The 19,746-nt window shown below is 63.3% G+C and carries 14 protein-coding genes and 3 tRNA genes; 4 read left to right on the top strand and 13 right to left on the bottom strand.

Annotation, left to right across the window (positions count from 1 at the left end):
• Positions 1-84: 84 nt before the first annotated feature.
• The 7 genes from BXA07_RS01985 to BXA07_RS01955 form a co-directional block, all read right to left on the bottom strand.
• Positions 85-159: transfer RNA gene (locus tag BXA07_RS01985), tRNA-Thr, on the bottom strand.
• 43 nt (positions 160-202) lie between these two features.
• Positions 203-276, bottom strand: a tRNA-Gly gene (locus BXA07_RS01980).
• Positions 277-336: 60 nt separating this feature from the next.
• Positions 337-421, bottom strand: a tRNA-Tyr gene (locus tag BXA07_RS01975).
• 235 nt (positions 422-656) lie between these two features.
• The gene (locus BXA07_RS01970; RefSeq protein WP_076565132.1) at positions 657-2,300 is read right to left on the bottom strand and encodes a tetratricopeptide repeat-containing response regulator; all 1,644 of its coding nucleotides are present in this window, start codon (positions 2,298-2,300) and stop codon (positions 657-659) included.
• 134 nt (positions 2,301-2,434) lie between these two features.
• Positions 2,435-4,030: a DUF3369 domain-containing protein gene (locus tag BXA07_RS01965; protein WP_076565131.1), complete on the bottom strand. Its 1,596-nt coding sequence runs from the start codon at positions 4,028-4,030 to the stop codon at positions 2,435-2,437.
• A 62-nt stretch (positions 4,031-4,092) separates the two neighbouring features.
• Entirely contained in the window at positions 4,093-5,178 is a 1,086-nt protein-coding gene (locus BXA07_RS01960) for a J domain-containing protein (RefSeq protein WP_076565130.1), read from the bottom strand.
• Between the two features lie 139 nt (positions 5,179-5,317).
• Entirely contained in the window at positions 5,318-6,469 is a 1,152-nt protein-coding gene (locus tag BXA07_RS01955; RefSeq protein WP_076565129.1) for a class I SAM-dependent methyltransferase, read from the bottom strand.
• A gap of 86 nt (positions 6,470-6,555) precedes the next feature.
• Here BXA07_RS01955 and BXA07_RS01950 point away from each other — a divergent pair, with 86 nt between their 5' ends.
• From BXA07_RS01950 to pepF, 4 genes are all read left to right on the top strand, one after another.
• Positions 6,556-7,332 (top strand): SDR family oxidoreductase, encoded by a 777-nt coding sequence (locus BXA07_RS01950; protein ID WP_076565128.1) that lies wholly within the window; start codon positions 6,556-6,558, stop codon positions 7,330-7,332.
• 52 nt (positions 7,333-7,384) lie between these two features.
• The gene (locus tag BXA07_RS01945) at positions 7,385-7,783 is read left to right on the top strand and encodes a dihydroneopterin aldolase (protein WP_076565127.1); all 399 of its coding nucleotides are present in this window, start codon (positions 7,385-7,387) and stop codon (positions 7,781-7,783) included.
• On the top strand, positions 7,780-8,751 hold the full coding sequence (ttcA, locus tag BXA07_RS01940) for a tRNA 2-thiocytidine(32) synthetase TtcA (protein ID WP_083707993.1): 972 nt from the start codon (positions 7,780-7,782) through the stop codon (positions 8,749-8,751). The genes BXA07_RS01945 and ttcA overlap by 4 nt, the downstream gene beginning before the upstream one ends.
• Before the next feature lie 179 nt (positions 8,752-8,930).
• A complete protein-coding gene (pepF, locus tag BXA07_RS01935) occupies positions 8,931-10,820 on the top strand; it encodes an oligoendopeptidase F (protein ID WP_076565126.1) in 1,890 nt (629 codons plus the stop codon).
• Positions 10,821-10,875: 55 nt separating this feature from the next.
• On the opposite strand, the gene kefC is transcribed toward pepF, so the two are convergent.
• From kefC to BXA07_RS01905, 6 genes are all read right to left on the bottom strand, one after another.
• The gene (kefC, locus tag BXA07_RS01930; RefSeq protein ID WP_076565125.1) at positions 10,876-12,702 is read right to left on the bottom strand and encodes a glutathione-regulated potassium-efflux system protein KefC; all 1,827 of its coding nucleotides are present in this window, start codon (positions 12,700-12,702) and stop codon (positions 10,876-10,878) included.
• A 63-nt stretch (positions 12,703-12,765) separates the two neighbouring features.
• Positions 12,766-13,350, bottom strand: coding sequence for a dual specificity protein phosphatase family protein (locus BXA07_RS01925; protein ID WP_076565122.1), 585 nt, complete (start codon positions 13,348-13,350; stop codon positions 12,766-12,768).
• Positions 13,347-13,829, bottom strand: a complete 483-nt coding sequence (locus tag BXA07_RS01920) for a hypothetical protein (protein WP_076565120.1) — start codon at positions 13,827-13,829, stop codon at positions 13,347-13,349. The genes BXA07_RS01925 and BXA07_RS01920 overlap by 4 nt, the downstream gene beginning before the upstream one ends.
• Positions 13,826-14,971, bottom strand: a complete 1,146-nt coding sequence (locus BXA07_RS01915; protein WP_076565117.1) for an MGDG synthase family glycosyltransferase — start codon at positions 14,969-14,971, stop codon at positions 13,826-13,828. The genes BXA07_RS01920 and BXA07_RS01915 overlap by 4 nt, the downstream gene beginning before the upstream one ends.
• A 99-nt stretch (positions 14,972-15,070) precedes the next feature.
• Positions 15,071-16,846, bottom strand: coding sequence for a M14 family metallopeptidase (locus BXA07_RS01910; protein WP_076565115.1), 1,776 nt, complete (start codon positions 16,844-16,846; stop codon positions 15,071-15,073).
• 126 nt (positions 16,847-16,972) lie between these two features.
• Positions 16,973-19,693, bottom strand: coding sequence for a TonB-dependent receptor plug domain-containing protein (locus BXA07_RS01905; RefSeq protein WP_076565113.1), 2,721 nt, complete (start codon positions 19,691-19,693; stop codon positions 16,973-16,975).
• Positions 19,694-19,746: the final 53 nt, after the last annotated feature.

Here is a 19,746-nt window from a genome sequence, read left to right as displayed (position 1 = left end):
AACTCCTAATGATTTGATTAGATTGCTCAGGCACACGCCCGACGGTCTGGTTTGAATTGCTTCTGTGCTGCCTGCTGCGAATTCTGGTGCCCTTGACGTGGATCGAACACGTGGCCTCTCCCTTACCAAGGGAGTGCTCTACCACTGAGCTACAAGGGCTGTAATTTGTTGCATGCGATGCATCAAGCATCTGAACGGAAACTGGAGCGGGTGAAGGGAATCGAACCCTCGTCGTAAGCTTGGAAGGCTTCTGCTCTACCATTGAGCTACACCCGCGAGGTATCGTTCACTTTATCTTCACTTACTTGCTACTACCCAGTTTTCCTTGCAAAAACTTGGTGGAGGGGGCTGGATTCGAACCAGCGTACTCATAGAGAACAGATTTACAGTCTGTCGCCTTTAACCACTCGGCCACCCCTCCGCGGGAACCGCAGAGTATGAAGCATCTACTCACAACTGTCAACCTTATTTACTGATGCCTGACTGCTGCATTTGCTTATAAAGAAGAAGTTGGCTGCTTCGGGGCGTGATTATAAGCTTCCGATTTGAGAATGTGCAAGGGTTGGCGCGAAAAAGTCGTCTTTTTTCGCATTTTTTTTATTCCCCCTGCTTGCAAGCCGCATTTTTCCGTCAGGCGCGCCGTATTTCCCCCATTCTCAGGCGTCGGACGGATGCATCCAGGATGCGCCGTGAGGCTTGTATTTACGCAATAACTGCTGATGCAAGCCAGAAAGTACCGGCAATTTGGGGTTGCGCGGGTCCAGGCGGCGCACGCCTGCAATAAAAATCAGCGCCTGCTGCCCCATGCGTTCGTCCCAACCCTCATGCTCGATGCATTTCAACACGGCCACGGCCGCATTGAACACCACTTGCGGATTGTCGGGCAGGCGCGTGACGGCTTCGCCCATCAACTCGACGGCGCCGCGGAAGTCGCCTTCACCCGCCCTGGCCGCGCCGGCCGCCACCATGTCGGCCACCTCCTGCCGGCTTTGCCGCGCCAGCGCCTTGGCCAGCTCATCGCGCCCCGCCTGCTCGAACACGGCCATGGCGCGCGTCATGGCGGCGCTGTCTGGCGCATTGCGCATGACTTCGCGCATCACCTCGGCCGCACCATCCTCGCGCCCATGCGACAGACAATGGCGCGCCAGCTCCGTCTTCAGCACATTCGACGCGCCCACACTGTGCCGGTTGGCGGCCAGGGCCGCGTCCAGCGATTGCTCCAGGCGTTCCTTATTGCCCGTATGCGCATGCAGCATGACGCTGCACAGGGCGCTACACAGTTCCGCATTCCTTTGTCCGCCCATCGACTTGTCGAGGTCGCGGATCACGGCGCCCGCCTGCAAGGGGTCCCCCTTGCGCACCAGGGTCTGCACCAGGCGCACATGGTCTTCCGGATCGCGGAATTCGGAGTACTTGGCCTTGCTGACCACCAACTTGAGGGATTTTTCCGCCATCCCGATATCGTCGGCCGCCAGCGCTGCCTCGCCCAGGCGGCGCAAACGGCGTACGGCGTGCGGCGACAGGGCCACCGCTTCGCTCAGGGCCGCCTGCGCCAGTTCCGGCCTGCCTTGCGCCAGATGCGTACGGGCCAGCCAGTCATAGGCATCCAGAAAGCGCTTGTTGTTTTCCAGCAGCCCTTCCAGCATGCCCTGCGCCGCCTCATACTCGCCCAGCAGGAACTGCGTCTTGGCCTGGCCCAGGCGCGCCCAGCCGATGGCCTTGGCCTCGTACAGCGCCGCATAGATCGGTTCGGCGTCAGCCGCTTCACCGAGCAGCAGATGCAATTCCGCGCGCAGGCGCATGAAATCGGTGGCATAGCGGGGGTACAGGCTGGCGCCCTCGGCGCAGGCGGCAATCGCCGCGCGCTCATTGCCCACGTCGATCAGCTCATACACGGGCACGAAGGCGTTGCGCTTGTCCAGCGCACGGCCTATGCGCTCAAGCATGTTGTCAGCCGTAAAGGGTTTCAAGATGTAATCGGTAGGCAACAGCTCAACGGCGCTGACCACCTTGGCAAAGCTGCCCTCGCCCGTGACCATGAAGAACATGGTCGAGGCATGCATCAACTTGTGGTGGCGCAAGTCTTCCAGCATCTGCTGGCCATCCTGCCCCCCTTCGAGGTCGTATTCGCACAGGATCAGGTCATACGATTTGCTGCCCAGCATGCGGATCGCCTGACCGGAGCTGGCCGCATCATCAATCTTCGCCAGGCCACACAGGTTGAGCATATTGTGCAGGCTGGCGCGCATGCCCGGATGCGGCTCGATGATCAGTGCGCTGAGGCCCTTGAGTTCTTTCATGTCGTGATGTCCGAAAACTCAGCGGCGCACCACACTGGTGCATGGCGCCAGCCTGCATGAGGCTGCCGAGTATATGACGGCGCCGCGCGCAAGGGAATGGCGCGGCGCCGGAAACTGGCAACGAAGCCGGCAACTCAAGCGGTGGCGTGCTCCGGATGCCACAGTTGCGGTTCGTGGTCGATCAGGTCGAGCAGCGCGGCCACGACTTCCGGGTCGAACTGGCTGCCGCTGCGCTGTTCGATGTATTCGCGCACCTGCGGATATGGCCAGGGCTCCTTGTACGGCCGTTCATGCAGCAAGGCGTCGAAGACGTCCACCACGGCAACGATGCGCGCGGACATAGGAATGTCGCGCCCTGTCAGGCCGTTCGGATAGCCGGCGCCGTCGAAATGCTCATGGTGGCCGCCGGCGATCTGCGCGCCATACGTGAGGTAGCTGACGCCGTCGACCATGTTGGCGGCCCGTTCGAGAATGGTGCGCCCTACGCTGGCGTGCAACTGCATCTGCACGCGCTCCTCGTCCGTATGCCGGCCCGGCTTGAGCAGCACGGCGTCCGGCGTGGCTACCTTGCCCACGTCGTGCAGGATGCTGGCCAGGCCGATCATGTCGAGCAGCTGCGGCGTGAGCTCGTCCGCATACACGCCGCGCTGCTGCATGCGGCGGGCAATGGCGTCGGACAATTGCTGCACGCGCCGCACATGGCCGCCCGTGTCGCTGTCGCGGAACTCGGCCAGGTCGGCCAGCGCCACCACCGTCGCTTCCTGCGCCTTGCGCAGCTGGCCGAACATGTACAGGTTATCGAAGGCGGCGGCGATGCGCTGGCAAAACACTTCCAGCAGATCGCGCTGGATCTGCGCCAGCGGCCACGGGGGCGTGACGGAGATGGCCAGCTCGCGGTTGCCTTCCGTATGGATGAACAGCACGTTGGCCGGATGCTCGAACTGGCTGCGCTTCTCGGCGAAGGCCTTGTCGATGGTGGGCGTGAGCGCATGGTCGGCCGGCATGGCTTCCGACTCGGCCAGCATGGCGTAGGTGCCCGTGGCGGCGACCACCTCGGGCCGCCCGGCGCCGCCCTGCATCAGGCACAGCACGCCATCGGCGCCCACGTCGAGGATGGCGCTGACCTGGTTCAGCACGCCGGAAGCGAATTCGCGCAGGGAATGGATCTGGTACAGATTGGTGGCGCCGGCAAGAATCTTGCCCAGGCCGATGCGGCTGCGCTCGAGCATCATCAGGCTCTCGTAGGCACGCAGGGCTGAAATAACGGTGGTGAACAGCTTCTGCGTCGTCAGTTCCGTTTTCGCCTTGTAATCGTTGATATCGTATTCGATGATGACGCGCTGCTCGGGCGCCTGGCCCGGCTGGCCCGTGCGCAGCACGACGCGCACGATGGAGTTGTTCAGGTCGGCGCGAATGCGCTTGGCGAGGATCAGGCCCGCATCATCCGTTTCCATCACCACGTCGAGCAGCACCAGCGCGATATCGGGCGTGTCGCGCAGGATCTCGTATGCCTCGCGACCGCTGTAGGCGGAAAACAGTTCCAGTTCGCGCCCCTTGAAGCTGACATTGCGCAACGCCAGCCGCGTTACCGCATGGACATCAACGTCATCATCGACTATCAGGACACGCCACAGGCGCTGGTCCGGTGCGGCCAACCCGGCAGGACTCGCCACCGGCTCATCCTCGTCGAGCAGCCAATTATCGTCTGCATCGGCTTTGAGGTCGGTCATGGATACTCCTAATGGATAGATTCGAGATGAAAGCCGTTTGACGCATATCAAGCATAATCAGATTAGATGCCGCTTACAACAGGATTCTGCGTGCCTCCCTCGGCGGAGGCCGGGCCGGGAGGATGCGCCGGGGCACTACTGCGCGTCTTGCCGTCGCAACTGTCCTGGCCAGGCCCGACAGCCTGGTAGCGCACCTCGTACTTGCCCGCGCTGAGCTGCTCCACCGTCAGCCTGTCGTTCGCCAAGATATAGAGGTAGCGCACATTCGAACGCCGCTCCGTGTCATACAGCTTGACGAACATCGGCGACGCATTGCCGCTGTTGTCGATGGTCAAAGCCAGTTCATCGCCTTTGTTACTGATCGGGAATCCATCCACATAGCCGGACTGCGCCGGCCATGGCTCGCCATTCGGCGCCACCAGCCCCGCAGGCTCGGCCTGTCCCACGCCATCGCAAACGGGACGGCTGGGCTTCAGGTTCAACTGGGAAACAGCCTGCACGCGGATCTCGGGTATCTTGGGCTGCGCGGGCTCGGCCGCATACGGCTTGCCCACCGCCCAGCTATCGATGGCCACCGCCTCGTTCTTTGGCGGTGCCGTGGCGCTCGCGCCCGGCGCTGCCGTCTCCGCGGGCGCCCTGGCGCCATCGTGGGCCAGTCCGCTCCATGCCGACGCCAGCGCGGCCGGCATCGGTTGCGAGGTATCGAGCATCAGCAAGGCGCCCAACCAGCCCAGCAGCAGACAGACAAGCAGACTCAACCACCAGCGCCAGTTGCGCCAGATCGGTTGCGGGCCGCGCCGCGCCTTGCCAGCCGCAGGGGGCACATCCTGCGCCCACGTGTGCTCATGCTGAGGCGCATGGTGACGGCCATCCTTGGATTTGCCTTCTTCGTGATGGGTGCTTTCCAGCCATTCGATTTCCCATTCCTCGGCCGCGATCCACTCGTCGTGCTCGCGGCGCCGCTGCGGGTCGGACAGGGTGCCATACGCGCTGTTGAGGATGGCCATGATGCGGGCCGCCTTTTCGTCACCGGGATTCTTGTCGGGATGATATTTCTGGCTGAGGGCCTTGTACGCGGCACGTATGACTTCCTGCGGCGCCAGGCGCGCCACTTTCAGGTTGTCATAGTGTGTATGTATCTTTCCCATCGTTCTATCTTGAAATCGGTGCGCGGCGACGGGTTCTTGCAGGATGGAACCGTGCTGTGTCGGTCATCATATACGATATGACAAGATAATAACCACCGGCGGACAGGAAATTGCAGGGCAATAGCGCCCTGCCTTGATATTACAAGCGGTGGCTGCGGTCACCCGACAACAAGGTTTCCGGCAACTCCACGCGGTGTCCCACCACCAGCACCTTGAACAGCTCGCCCATCTCGGCCGGCGACAGCAGCTTTTGCACGGCGCTCGCCTGCGGCAGGTAATCCCGAGCCTGCGCGGGATCGGTGCGCAGCAGCAAGTCGCCGATGCCGGCGCCCAGCAGGAAGGAAGCCTGGTTCATATAGGCGAGCACATCGAGTCCCGCATCCTGCGCCGCCACCGCCATGGCAGTGAAATCGACGTGCGCGGTAATGTCCTGCAAACCCGGCAAATAAAATGGCTCCGCATGGGCATGGTGGCGGTAATGGCACATCAGCGTGCCCGTGGCGCGCTGGCCCAGGTAGTACTCGTGACCGGGAAAACCGTAGTCGAACAGCACGGCGGCGCCGCCCTTGCCATTGGTCAACATGCGCGCCAGCGAGCGCATGAAGCCGCAGGCCACGCCGTGGATCTCGCTGACATAGCCGACAGGCAAGTCATCGGCGTCCGGCACCTGGGCGGCGATCTGCGCCGCGACCTCTTCGCCCGCGGGGCGCTCGACGAAGACGAACTGGCCGTCGGCAATGCTGACGTCGAGCTCGCACCAGCCATCGGGCGTCTTGCTGATCAGGTTGACGGGCATGGCGTCGAGCACTTCATTGCCGAACACGGCGCCTTCGAAACTGTCGGGAAAACCGTCGAGCCACACCACCTGCGGAAAGGCGGCCAGCGCCAGCTCCTGGCGGGCGCGCAACTCGCCGGACAATTCGACGATTGCATACTGTTCTATATGAATGCCGGCATTCGCCGCTTCCGTCAGGATGTCAACGGCCAGCTTGCCCGTGCCGGCGCCGAATTCGAGGATGCGCGGGGCCGTTTGCGCCATAATAGCGGCTGCCACATGGGCCAGCGTGGCGCCGAACAGGGGCGAAATCTCGGGCGCGGTTGTAAAATCGCCATCTTTGCCCAGCTTGGCGGCGCCGCCGCTGTAATAGCCGAGGTCAGGCGCATACAGCGCCAGTTCCATGAAGCGGACAAAGGGAATGGCGCCATCATTGCGCGCGATTTCGGCGGCAATCAGGTGCTGCAAGGCATGGGACGCGGCCAGCGCGTCGCTATCGGGTGCGGGTAGGGACATTCCCGCATTGTAGCGAATCGACGGCGCATGCCGCCAGTGTGGCATCGACCGAATATCTCAACCATAGCAAAGACATGACAGAAGCAATGACAACGCCATTCGACAGCACACCCCGCGTCGCCCTCGTCACGGGCGCGGCGCGCCGCATCGGGCGCGCCATCGCGCTGGGCCTGGCGCGCGACGGCTGGGACGTCGCCGTCCACTACCGCGACTCGCGCGATGAAGCGCTCAGCCTGGTGACAGAAATCACGGCGCTGGGCCGCCGCGCACAAGCCTTTCCCTGCGACCTGGCGCAGGAAGACGCCGTGCGCCAGCTGCTGCCGCAGGCACAGGCGGCACTGGGAACGATAACTTGCGTAGTCAACAACGCATCGTTGTTTGAATACGACAATGCGGGCAATTTTTCCGTCGCCGCGCTCGACGCCCACATGCACGCCAACCTGGCCGCCCCCATCCTGCTGGCGCAAGCGCTGTACCAGGCCACCCCGAGCGGCGGGCAAGCCGTGGTCATCAACTTGCTGGACCAAAAACTGTACAATCTCAATCCTGATTTTTTGTCGTACACCCTGTCCAAGGCGGCGCTGCTGTCGGCGACCACCATGCTGGCCCAGGCGCTGGCACCGAAAGTGCGCGTGGTGGGCATCGCCCCCGGCATCACCATGGTCTCCGGCGAGCAGACGGCAGCGAACTTTGCCAAGGCGCATGAAAACACGCCGCTGGGCCGTTCCAGCACGCCCGAGGATGTGGCCGACAGCGTCTGTTACGTGGCCGGCGCGCGCGCGCTGACGGGCACGACCCTGCTGGTCGATGGCGGCCAGCATTTGATCGGCTTGCCGCGCGACGTCATGTTTTTGACCAAATAATCAGCAGCCCTGCCAAACAACCCGCATTCAGCATTCCCGAAAAGGTAAAACTATGTCGTCCGCCCTGTCCCACCCTCGCCTGGCCGATTGCCGCCGCCTGTTCCTGCGCAATTACGAAGTCCTCATCAACATCGGCGTCTACGACTTCGAAAAAAAGGGCGAGCAGCGCGTCCTCATCAACGTCGACCTGTACATTCCCCTGGCCCTGTCGACGCCCAAGGATGACCAGCTGGAAGAAGTGGTCGACTACGACTTCATGCGCGAAACCATCGCCAAGCGCATGGCCCAAGGCCACGTGCAGCTGCAGGAAAGCCTGGTCGACGACGTGCTGGAAGCCATGCTGGCCCACCCGCGCGTGCGCGCCGCGCGCGTATCGAGCATGAAACCGGACGTGTATCCCGACTGCGAAGGCGTGGGCGTGGAAGTATTCAAGATCAAGGATGAAGCATGAACAATATGAGCAACACCGCCGTGCTGGAAACGACGACGACGGCCGTGGAATTCCCGGCCAATGTGGAAGCGCAGAAACTGGCGCGCAAGAAAGCGGAAAAGATCGCCCTGGAGAACAACAAGCTGCACAAGCGCCTGTGCCGCCTGGTGGGTCAAGCCATCGGCGACTTCAATATGATCGAAGACGGCGACAAGGTGATGGTGTGCCTGTCGGGCGGCAAGGACAGCTATGCCTTGCTGGACATCCTGATGACCTTGCGCGAACGCGCGCCGATTCATTTCGACATCGTCGCCGTCAACCTGGATCAGAAGCAGCCGAATTTCCCGCCGGAAATCCTGCCCGCCTACCTGACGGAACTGGGCGTCGCCTTCCATATCGAAAACCAGGATACCTACAGCATCGTCAAGCGCCTGATCCCGGAAGGCAAGACGACTTGCTCGCTGTGCTCGCGCCTGCGCCGCGGCATCCTGTACCGCGTGGCCGACGAACTGGGCGCCAACAAGATCGCCTTGGGCCACCACCGCGATGATATTCTGGAAACTTTTTTCCTGAATATGTTCTTCGGCGGAAAATTGAAAGGCATGCCCGCCAAACTGCAATCGGACGACGGCAAGCACATCGTCATCCGCCCGATGGCCTACGTGAAGGAAGAGGACACGCAGCGCTATGCGGAAGTCAAGGGCTTCCCCATCATCCCTTGCGACCTGTGCGGTTCGCAGGAAAACCTGCAGCGCAAGCAGATCAAGGGCCTGATGCGCGAATGGGACAAGAAATTCCCGGGCCGCGTGGAAAGCATCTTCTCGTCGCTGTCGAATGTGGCGCCGTCGCATCTGATGGACCCGAAACTGTTCGGTTTCAAGGACTTGAAGGCGGACGGCGTGGCCAACCCCATGGGCGACATCGCCTTTGACGAAGAACCATGCTCGACGCCGACCACGTTCGGCACCATCCCTCTGCAAGCGCTGTAATCCGCTGTTCTCAGCCCATGTTGTTTCGCCGCCACCGCCCAGGTGGCGGCATCCCCCCTCTTTCCCCCTGCGCCCATTTGAGGTACCGTAGTCAGCTCTGCCGGTACGCGGTGTGTCACGCGCGCATTCCTGCCCGGCGGTCAGCACGCATTCTTCCGACAACCTCACTGGAATGAACCATGACGCCATCCGCGCTCAAGCGCCCCCTGCTGTTCTCCCTGCTGGCCCTCGGCCTCGCCACCGCCTATGCCGCTCCTGCTCCGGCCCCCGCGTCCACCGACCGCCAGGCCGACCGCTGGGATTTGACGGCGCTGTATGCCAGCGATGCCGCCTTCGATGCCGATGCGAAACGGCTGTCGGCCCAGCTGCAGCAACTGGCTGCCTGCAAGGGGCAGTTGAAAGCCTCGCCGGCCCGCCTGAAAAGCTGCCTGGACCTGTATGCCGACGCACGCAAGCGCGTCAATACGCTCACCACCTATGCGGCGCAGTACTACGACCAGGATACGGGCGACAGCAAGGGCAACCAGCTGAACCAGCGCGCTGCCCTGCTGGGCAATGAATTCAGCCAGGCCAGCACCTTCCTGCAGCCGGAGATCCTCGCCCTTGGCAGCAAGCGCATCGATGCCATGCTGGCGAAAGACAAAGGCTTGCAGTTATATCGTTTCCAATTGAGCAATATGTTGCGCAGCGCGCCGCATACGCTGGACGCGGCCGGCGAACAGCTGGTGGCGCAGTTCGGCCTGGCAACAAGTTCGGCCGCCAGCGTCTACCGCACCCTGGCCAACGCGGAAATCCCGTGGCCGACGGTCAAACTGTCGGATGGCAAGGAAGTGCGCCTCGACCAGGCGGCATATACCAAATACCGGGGCGACGACAACCGCGCGGACCGCAAGCTGGTGTTCGACGCCTTCTTCGGCAAGTGGAAAGAGTACGAGCGCACGTTCGGCGAAACCCTGTATGGCCAGTTGAAAACGGACGCCGCATATGCGAAGGTGCGCCATTACGCCGATTCGCAAAGCGCCGCGCTCGACGCCGACAATTTGCCGCCGGCCGTCTACCAGACCCTGATCGCCCAGACCAACGCCAACCTGCCCACCCTGCACCGCTACTTCAAGCTGCGCGCGCGCATGCTGGGCGTGAAGGACCTGGCGTATTACGACGTGTATGCGCCGTTGCTGAAAAGCGAGCGCAGCTTCCCGCTGGCCGAAGGCAAGCAAATGATGCTAGCTTCCGTCGCGCCGCTGGGCGCAGACTATGTGAAAGCGCTCACTGGCGCCGTGAACGCGCGCTGGATGGATGTGTATCCGCGCCCGCGCAAGGTGGCGGGCGCCTACATGAATGGCGACGCGTACGACGTGCACCCGTTCGTGCTGCTCAATTACACGGACAATTACGAAGCCGTCAGCACCCTGACGCACGAATGGGGCCACGCCATGCACTCGGTGCTGGCCAACCGGGCGCAGCCGTCGATCTACGCGCCGTACAGTATCTTTGTGGCGGAAATCGCCTCGACGACGAACGAGGCGCTGCTGCTTGACGCGCGCCTGAAGCAGGCCAAGGATGACGACGAGCGCCTGCTGTACCTGGGCGCGGCGCTGGAAAACCTGCGCGGCACCTTCTTCCGGCAGGCCATGTTCGCCGAATTCGAGGCCGCCATCCATGGCAAGGTGGACAAGGGAGCATCGCTGACGGGCGAAGAGATCACGGCCATCTATGCCGATATCCTCAAGCGCTACCATGGCGAAGCGCAGGGCGTCATGACCATCGATCCCGCCTACGCGCTGGAGTGGGCGTATGTGCCGCATTTCTATCACGGCTACTATGTGTTCCAGTACGCCACCTCGATCGCGGCGGCGCAGGATTTCGCGCAGCGCATCCTCGACAAGGAACCGGGCGCCCTGGCCGCCTACCTGAAGATGCTCAGTTCCGGCGGCTCGGCCTACCCCTACGACCTGGTGAAGGCGGCCGGCGTCGACCTGGCCTCGCCGAAACCGTACCAGGCGCTGGTGGCGCGCATGAACGGCATCATGGACCAGATCGAGGCGATTGAAGCGAAGCGGGGGAAGTAAGCCCAAAGCAAAGGCTGGGGGCAGCCCTTCGCGCACGTTAACGCTAGCCTCTGCGTTAGCGGTGCCGAGGGTCTGACCCCGATTCTGCAACGTTTTCGGCCGCAAACGCCGCCGCATCGCTCTCGAACATGTCTTCCAGCTCCTCGCGCGCCTGGCGCGTGAGCGACATGACTTTTTGCTGGTCCTGGAAGTGCGGCGCCACTTCCAGCAAAGTTTTCAGGTTATGCCGGCCAAAGATGCCGGCCGCGCGCTGCGCCCGCTCCGCGCTGAAGCCCACCTGGCGCAAGGTCTGCTCGCCCAGCAGCAGCGCCGCGGCAAACGTCTCGCGCTCGATCAGGGTCACGCCCCGCTTCATCAATTCATAGTAGTGCGTGACGTTGCGCGCGCGCGCCAGTATCGTCAACTGGGGCAGGCGCAGGCGCACGGCGTCGACCAGGGCCAGGCTGTCGTCCACGTTGTCGATGGCGATCACCAGCGCCCTGGCGTTCTCGATGCCGGCCGCCACCAGCAGATCGACGCGGGTGGCGTCGCCATAAAACACCTTGAAGCCGAACTTGCGCAGCAGCTCGATCTGGTCCGGGTCGTGATCGAGCACCGTCACGCCGATCTTGTTGGCCGCCAGCAGGCGGCCGATGATCTGGCCAAAGCGGCCGAAGCCGGCAATGACGATAGGATTGTCCTGCGCCTCGATATGGTCGTCGGGACGCCGCTTTTTCTCACCCTGCAGGCGCGGCGCGACAAATTTGTCGTGCAACAACAGCAGCAAAGGCGTGGCCACCATCGATACGGTAACGACGACCACCAGCAGTGCCCCCGTCTCCGGCGAGAACACGTGCGCGGCCACGGCCGTGGCGAAGACGACGAAGGCGAACTCGCCACCCTGCGACAGCAGCAGCGCAAAGAACAGCTGCTGGCCGCGGGGAATGTCGAAGAACTTCGACAGCACATACAACAAGGCGATTTTCACCGCCAGCAAGCCCGCCACCAGCGCCAGGATCAGCAGCGGCTGGGCGCGCAACACGCCGAAATCGACGGACATGCCGACGGCGATGAAGAACAGCCCCAGCAGCAGCCCCTTGAACGGTTCCAGGTCGGAAATGAGCTCATGGCGGTATTCGGAATCGGCCAGCAGCACGCCGGCGACAAACGTGCCCAAGGCCATCGACAGGCCCACCGATTCCATCAGTACGCAGATGGCGATCACCAGCAGCAGGGCAAACGCCGTGAAGATTTCGCGCAAGTCCATCCTGGCGATAAAGCGCAGGATGGGATTGACCAGGAAGCGCCCGCCGATCACCAGGGCAGCGAGCACGGCGGCCAGTTTGACCACGCGCAACCAGCCCGGTTCTGCGCCATGCGTGACCAGGCCGCCCAGCAGCGGCACCAGCGCGATCATGGGAATGGCGGCGATATCCTGGAACAGCAAAATCGAAAAACCGGCGGAACCGGCCGGCGTGCTCATCAGCTTGCGTTCGCCCAGGGTGGCCAGCACGATGGCCGTCGACGACAGCGACAGGCCCAGCGCGCCCACGAGCGCCGTGCGCCAGTCCACGCCGAAGGCCATGGCTGCCGCGCACAGCCCCGCACTGACGACGCCCACCTGCGCCCCGCCCCAGCCGAAGATGGGACGGCGCAGCAGCCACAGGCGCTTCGGCTCCAGTTCCAGGCCGATCAAAAACAGCAGCAGCACCACGCCGAATTCGGAAAAGCTGAGGATCACCTCGACATTCTTGATCAGTCCCAGGCCCCACGGGCCGATGACGACGCCGGCCACCAGATAGCCCAGCACGGCGCCCATGCCCAGGCGCTTGGCCAGCGGCACCATGATGATGGCGGCGACCAGGTAAAACAGTATGTTGATGAGGAAGCTGTGGTGTTCCATGCGGATTCCGGGAAAACGTGATTGGAATCGCAATCATGCCTGAAGTGGCGCGCCGGCGGGGTATCAGGGTTGTGGCGCCTCGATGCGCGCGCGTATCTCGTCGACATTCACGCGCTTGAGGTAGCTTTCGATATTTTTCCACACGGCGTGATAGCCGTAACCGCCGTTCTTCAACTCGTTGATCGCCTTCTCGCGCGGCCAGCCCTGGTACAGCATGCGGTACATGGCGGCCATCAGGCCCGTGCGGTCGGCGCCGTGCAGGCAATGCAGCAGGACGGGGCCGGCCTGCTCGGCCCTGCGGATGCTGCGCATGGTTTCGATCACATGCTTGTCGCGGATGGCCCAGGTATTGATGGGAATGCGGACGGCACGGATGCCGCTGCCATCGAGCACCTGCGTGTCGGAGTGGAAGGAGCGCAGGCTGATCACCGTCTTCACGCCCAGCGTCTGCAACTGGGCCACGTCGGCGCTGTCGAGCTTTGCGCTGCGGTACAGGACCGGGGTGACCTGGTGCAGGTTGGACACCTGCGGCAGCGGCGTCGCCCATTCGGCATTGCGCTCGGGCGCTGCGGGCGCCTGCGCGCCGGCGGAACCGGCCGCCAGGGCCAGAAATAGCACCAAAAGATGCGGCAAGGGCGATAAGGTCATGACTTCCTTTTGTATGAAAACCACAGCAGCACGCCGGCCAGCAGCAGCGATACCCAGTAGTCGGTCGGCGCCCACCACAGCCAGTGCTTGTGCCAGGCGATGTGGGCCGGATTGAAGTGCGCCACGCCATAAGCGGGATTGAGCACGAACCACAGATAATCCTCGATGATCCAGAACAGCATGATGCAGCCAATGGCGCGGCACTCGAGGCGCAGCGACCATTGCGCCAGGAAGAGCATGGGAAAATGGAAGAACAGGGCAATGAAGGGAAACACCCAGGCATGGTAGCCCGTCATCGGCCGGCCGCCCCAGAAGATATCGAGCAGCCAATGGCTTTCGATGCGCCAGGTGGGCAGGTTCGCGGCCCAGCCGGCCGGCCCCTCGATCTGGATTTCCACCTGCGCAAAAAACAGTCCCAACAGGGCTACCCAGGCCAGCGTCAGGGCGACCTGCCAGGGTTTTGCCACAGCGCCCGTCACGCCGGCTCCGGCTCCGGCGCCAGCACCTGCGCCAGCACGTCGATGGCGGCACGCGGACGGCCCAGGGCCAGCGCTTTCGCGCGCATCGCTTGCAACTGCTCGGGATGATCGAGCAACAGGCGCATGCGGTATTCGAGGGTGACGGCATCGAATGCCTTCAGGGCCACGCCCTGCTCCAGCAGGTAGTCGGCGTTGCGTTCCTCCTGGCCGGGAATCGGCGAATTGACGATCATGGGCAAGCCCAGGGCCAGGCATTCCGAGGTGGTCAGCCCGCCCGGCTTGGTGATGACCAGGTCGGCGCACGCCATCAGGCGCTCGACTTCGCTGGTAAAGCCTTGCGCCAGCAGGCGGCCCGGATAGCGACCGGCCAGTGCTTGCAGCGCCGCCAGCGCGGCGGCGTTTTTCCCCGCCAGTACGATCAGCTGGAAGTCGCCCGGCAGCGCCAGCAGGCGCGCAGCGATGGTATCGAGGCTGCCCAGTCCCGCCCCGCCGCCCATCAGCAAAATCGTCATGCGCCGCGGGGCGAGCCCGAACGCCTGCGCGCACTGCGCGCGGTCGTGCGCCTGCGCGAACGCGGGCATGATGGGGATGCCCGTCACGTGAATGCGGTCGGCGGGGATGCCTTCATGGCGCATGCGGAACGCCACCTCGTCGTTGGCGGCGAAATAGCCCTGCATCTGCTCGTGCACCCACATGCGGTGCAAGTCGAAATCGGTGACCTGCACCCACACGGGGCAGGCCAGTTGCCCCTGGCGCAGCGCGCGCGACAGCAGCTCGGCGGGCAGGAAATGCGTGCAGATGATGGCGTCGGGTTCGAAGGCGGCGATCTGCGCCATCAGCGCGCGCGTGTTGAGGCGCTCGACTCCACGGCGCAGGCGCTGCATCGAGCTGTCCTTGGGCGCGCCATTGGTGGCGTGGTAGAGATAGCCCCACAGCGCGGGAGCCTTGTTGACCAGCTTGATGTAAAAATCCGTGTACAGCTTGCGGAATGCGGGCGTCACAAAATCCATCACGTCGAGATGGCTGGCGACGGCGTCCTGCGCCAGGGCGGCATGGGCCTCGATGGCTTGCGCCGCCCGCATGTGGCCGGCGCCGGCCGACACGCTCAGGACAAGAATTTTTTTCGGTGTTTGCTGCGGCATGTGCTGACGCTCCAATTCGACAACCTTGTCGGGAATGCAGGCACAATAGCATTTTCCCAGCCGCGCACATTGCAAATTCACAAGGTGGCGCGGCTTTCCTTATTTCAGTGCTGGCGCAACATCCGTGCGCAGCACCGGATACAGGTTCAGGCGCTCATCCCACGAAGCATGGCGGCGGGCGAAGAACTCCAGGCGCGCGGCCGGGCTCCTGGCAAACGCAGGGTCGTCGGCCAGCTTCTGGTGGAACTGCGCCGCCAGCGCCGGATCGGCCGCCAGTTGCGCGCGGGCCACATCTTCGGCCACATATTCCTCCATGTACTCCTTGCGCTCGAAGGCCGTATTGAAGCTGCCCCACGCCAGCAGGGAATCCGGGGCGCGCGGTTCGAGCAGGGCCACGACCAGGCGCGCCTTGGCCTGGTTGACGGGCACGTACAGCGCGCCCGCGCCGACCACGCGCGCCTCTTTCTGCCACTCGCCCTGCACGACCGCCGTCTGGCGGCCCTCGAACGACTGCGCGCCGAATTTCACCTGCGTGGCGCGGAAGGCTTCGACCGGCAGCTTGCCCGGCGCGGTGGCCAGCACCTGGTACGACACGCCATGCTGGCGTAGCTTGGCCGCCACCATCTGCGCCTGCGCAGCGGGCACCAGGTAGCCTGCCTTCGGCGCGGCCAGCTGCAGGTCGGGCACGATTTCATCGCGCAGGGGCACGTTCCAGATCTGCGGCGCACTTTCGTCGTAGCGCGTCATCAGCGCGCCCGACACCTCGGACGGCGTGCGCGTGTAGGCGTAGCCGCGAAACGCGATCATGCGACTCTTGTCCGTCGTCTTATACGTGAGCGGCAAGGTGCTGCCGGCCAGCTGCGCGGCGCGCGCGTCCGCCTCGATTGCCGTTTGCCGCCACTGCGCGCCATGCTGCGCCACCTGCGACAGCAGCGAGACAATGGTGTTGCGCGTGATGCGCACGCGGGTCGGATAGTCCTTCCACGAATGGGTTTCCACCAGCATGCCAAAGCGGTTGCGCAGCTGGAAATAGCCATGCGAGAAGCGCGGATTCGGCGCCGAATCGACAAACCCCGATTGCGGATTGTCGTTCTCGGCAAACGAGATATAGAACGGCTTCGGGTCGGAGCCCTGCCTGGCCAGGTCGGCCAGGACATTATCGCGCAAGGCCGTGCCGGCCACGCGCAGGGCCGCATCGCCCGCATGCACGGGTTCGACCTGGATCGAGATATCGGGTTCGAACTGTGCGCCATCGGTGACGTGCAGGTCCACATAGGCCAGCGGGTCCCAGGCATTCACCAGCGCCAGCATGTGCTGCATCTCGGGCGTATCGGCCTTCATGTATTCGCGGTTCAGATTGTAGTTTTGCGCCGTGCTGCGCCAGCCCATTTCCACAGGGCCGCGCTGGTTCGGACGGTTCCACTGGCCGAAGCGTTCGTGGCCGTCGACATTGAAGACGGGGACGAACAGCAGCACCTGCTTATCGAGCGCGCCGGGCGCCGCCTTGCCCTCCAATACTTCGCGCAGCGCCAGGAAGCCCGCATCCTTGCCATCGATTTCGCCCGCATGGATGCCGCCCTGCACCAGCAGCACGGGCAGCTTGCGGCGCGCCGCTTCGGCCGGCGTCAGCGCGCCCGTATTGGAGACGGCCAGCGCCAGCATGGGGCGGTTCTCCGGCGTGCGGCCGAATTCCACGCAGCGCACCTGCTTCGGATAGCGCGCCTGGAACTGCCGGCACAGGGCTTCCACCTCCGCGTAGCGGCCCGTATTCAAAAAGCCCGAGCGTTCGGCCACCGTCGTCAGGACCGGGGCGGCATGTGCATGGGCAGAAAACAGGGACAACAAGGCGGCAGACAGCAGGGCGTGGCGTAGCATGGGTCAAACTCCATCGAGAGAGAACAAGCGGGCAATTATAGAGTGACGGTCACGTAAAAAACGCGCCGGAAAACAAAAAAACCGGAACAGCGTTGGCTGCTCCGGCTTTGCTCGGACAACTGCGATCTATGTACCAAAATGGTAGTTAAATTCGATCCATCCCTGGCGTCCTTGCGGGCTGTAGTTGCCGGTCGGGTAGTACGGCCAGCCATTGCTGCTGTCGCGCTTGATCTTGTCGAAGACGTTGTTGACGATCAGCGAGACGGTGGCGCGGTCGCTGATGCGGTACACGCTGCTGACGTTGGCCAGCGCCGTCGGCGTCAAATAGGCTTTCCCTGCACCGTTCGGTATCTTGCCGTAGCGGGCTACCAGCAAGGTGTTCGACCAGTCGCCCGCAGCCCAGTTGACGCTCAAGTTCAGCTTGTCGGGCCAATCCCTGTTGGTCATCGACCTGGTTTCGTCGATCTCCTCGTCGCCGGCAAATTGCTGCGATTTCTTGCTCAGCACCCTGGCGTAGTTGGCCTTGAAGGCAAAACGGCCATAGTCCGTCGTACGCAACAGATACTTCACGCTGACGTCGATGCCGCTGCTGCTTTGCTTGGCCGCGTTGATCGGGTTGACGGTGATGGTCTTGATCTCGCCCGCCTTGTTCAAGGCGTTGGCGGCATAGCGCTCGATGCGCCCCAGGGTATCGATGCAGGTCGGCGAGCCGATGTCGGCCTTGCCCAGGCGGCAATCGGATTCGTCGCGCAGCAGCTTGTCGGCGTCCAGATTCGTCACCAGGTCGTCGATCTTGATGTTCCAGTAATCGACCGAGACGTCGAAATTGGCACTCGGCGACCAGACGGCGCCCACGCCGAAGGACTTGCCCTTTTCCGACTGCAGGTCGCGGCTGCCGTTCTGCACGTAATCGGCGCCCGGCGACTTGTTGGCATATTCGCAGCCGTCGATGGCTTGTCCGGCAGCATCGCAACGGTAGTAATCGGTGGTGCTCGAATAATAGCCTTTGCTGCGGGACTGGTAGATGTAGTTCATGTCCGGCGCGCGGAAGCTGGTGGCGTAGTTGGCGCGGAACAGCAGGTCCGGTGCCGGGCGCAATTCCAGGCCGGCGTTGTAGGTAAACTTGCCTTCCTTGCGGCCGGCAAAACTGTAGCGGTCATAGCGGCCAGCCAGCGTACCCGTCAGTTTCTCATGCAAGGGCAGATTGACTTCCGCGCCCAGCGCATAGCGCGAGCGGGTGCCGGCCGTGGCGCCCGATCCGGTGGCGACATTGAAATAGCCCTGGTCGATGCGCGCATCGGGTTCGTTGCTGAAGCCCTGCTTGCTCGCTTCGGCAATCGTGGCGATCTTCGCCGTGCCGGCAGGCATCTGGAACAGGTCGCCATTCGTGGCCAGGCTCAGGGTATTCGTCCAGGCCTTGTCACGGCTATTGCTGTAGCCGCTGATGCTGTCGAATTCGGCCGGCGTCAGGCGCTGGGACAGGCGCGCGGGATCGGGGGCGTAGATGGCTACGCCATTCGCGTCCGTGCCCAGCCTGGGTCCCAGGAAGAAGCTGTCGATATTCGAGCGCAACTGCGGCCGGTGGGCTTCGCTCGTGTAGACCGAGGCGTTGTAGTTGGCCTCATATTGCCAGGCGCTGCCCGGAATGCGGCCCTTGGCGCCGAGCGAGATGGCCGTGGCCAGGTCGTCCCAGCTGCGGTTGTAGCGCTGCACGCCGCCGATTTCCTCGGGCGAGATAAAGCGCGTCCACTCTTCATAGGCGTTGCTGTTCCGGTTCAGGAAGGAATTTCCGCCCAGCGAGGCCGAAGTCCACGACGGGCCGCGCGTATTGTTGACGGTCTTGTTCTTGCCGATCAGGAAGTCGGCAAACAAGGTGGTGTCGGCGTCGAGCTCGTAATTGGCGCTGCCGAACACGTTCTGGCTGCTGTTCTTGGTCTGCGTGGTCCAGTAGGTGGGACGAGCTTTCGGGCTGGCGCAATAGCTGCCGTTTTTCGCCGTGTACTTGCTGACGCTGCCGCCGAACATGTCGCCGAACTGGCTGCAGGTATCGCCCAGGTCGACATAGCTGCCGGCCCCGCCTTTCGTCAGGGTGCGGCGCGCGGCGATCGTCGTCGGCACGCCGGAGCGGCTGGTCATGAAGTCGCGGTCCATGCTCCACAGCGGGTCGCGTTCGCTCAATTCCACGCTGAACAGGGTATGCAGCTTGTCAAAATTGCCGCCGCCCGTCAACTGCACGCGCTGGTTGCCGGCGCCGCCGCGCGAGGTGCCGCCGACCTTGACGTTGATATCGAAGCCTTCCGCCTGTTTTTTCAGGATCACGTTGACCACGCCGGCGATTGCGTCCGAGCCATAGATGGCCGAGGCGCCGCCGTTGAGAATCTCGATACGGTCGACAATGCTCGACGGGATGTTCGCCAGGTTGGTGAAATTGACCGCGCCGTCATAGGCAATGGGGAAGTCGGCCAGGCGGCGGCCGTTCAGCAGGATCAAGGTGTGGTTCGGGCCCAGGCCGCGCAGGCTGATGGTATTGGCCGACGGCGTGAAGGTGTTGCCGTAGTCTTCGCCCTGCGTAAAGCCGCTGTTCTGCACCTGGTTGTTCAGTGCGTCGAAGACATTCTTGTAGCCCTGCTTGGTGATTTCATCGCCGGTCAGGATGGTGACGGAAGACGGGCCTTCCAGGCTGGCGCGGGGAATGCGCGAACCGGTGACCACGACGGCTGGCGGGGTGGCCGCCGCCTGCTGATCCGCTGCGGGCGCTTGCGTTTGTGCGTGCGCCTGCCATGCGGTGCCGCCCAGGATGGCCAGTACGCCAAGGCTGAGCGGGGTTAACTTGAACTGTTTCGACATCGTTGCGCTTCTCAAGGTGGGAGAAAAGCGGGAAGATAGCAAAATGCCTGTCA

The sequence above is a fragment of the Janthinobacterium sp. TND4EL3 genome, from assembly GCF_900156175.1.
Lineage (GTDB): Bacteria > Pseudomonadota > Gammaproteobacteria > Burkholderiales > Burkholderiaceae_D > Janthinobacterium.
Note: the sequence above shows the minus strand (reverse complement) of the source record. Positions and strands in the feature narration are given on the sequence as shown.

Excerpts from the sequence above, each read along its gene's own strand:
- BXA07_RS01970 (WP_076565132.1), bottom strand. The coding sequence starts at position 2,300 with ATGAAAGAACTCAAGGGCCTCAGCGCACTGATCATCGAGCCGCATCCG.
- BXA07_RS01965 (WP_076565131.1), bottom strand. The coding sequence starts at position 4,030 with ATGACCGACCTCAAAGCCGATGCAGACGATAATTGGCTGCTCGACGAG.
- BXA07_RS01960 (WP_076565130.1), bottom strand. The coding sequence starts at position 5,178 with ATGGGAAAGATACATACACACTATGACAACCTGAAAGTGGCGCGCCTG.
- BXA07_RS01955 (WP_076565129.1), bottom strand. The coding sequence starts at position 6,469 with ATGTCCCTACCCGCACCCGATAGCGACGCGCTGGCCGCGTCCCATGCC.
- BXA07_RS01950 (WP_076565128.1), top strand. The coding sequence starts at position 6,556 with ATGACAACGCCATTCGACAGCACACCCCGCGTCGCCCTCGTCACGGGC.
- BXA07_RS01945 (WP_076565127.1), top strand. The coding sequence starts at position 7,385 with ATGTCGTCCGCCCTGTCCCACCCTCGCCTGGCCGATTGCCGCCGCCTG.
- ttcA (WP_083707993.1), top strand. The coding sequence starts at position 7,780 with ATGAACAATATGAGCAACACCGCCGTGCTGGAAACGACGACGACGGCC.
- pepF (WP_076565126.1), top strand. The coding sequence starts at position 8,931 with ATGACGCCATCCGCGCTCAAGCGCCCCCTGCTGTTCTCCCTGCTGGCC.
- kefC (WP_076565125.1), bottom strand. The coding sequence starts at position 12,702 with ATGGAACACCACAGCTTCCTCATCAACATACTGTTTTACCTGGTCGCC.
- BXA07_RS01925 (WP_076565122.1), bottom strand. The coding sequence starts at position 13,350 with ATGACCTTATCGCCCTTGCCGCATCTTTTGGTGCTATTTCTGGCCCTG.
- BXA07_RS01915 (WP_076565117.1), bottom strand. The coding sequence starts at position 14,971 with ATGCCGCAGCAAACACCGAAAAAAATTCTTGTCCTGAGCGTGTCGGCC.
- BXA07_RS01910 (WP_076565115.1), bottom strand. The coding sequence starts at position 16,846 with ATGCTACGCCACGCCCTGCTGTCTGCCGCCTTGTTGTCCCTGTTTTCT.
- BXA07_RS01905 (WP_076565113.1), bottom strand. The coding sequence starts at position 19,693 with ATGTCGAAACAGTTCAAGTTAACCCCGCTCAGCCTTGGCGTACTGGCC.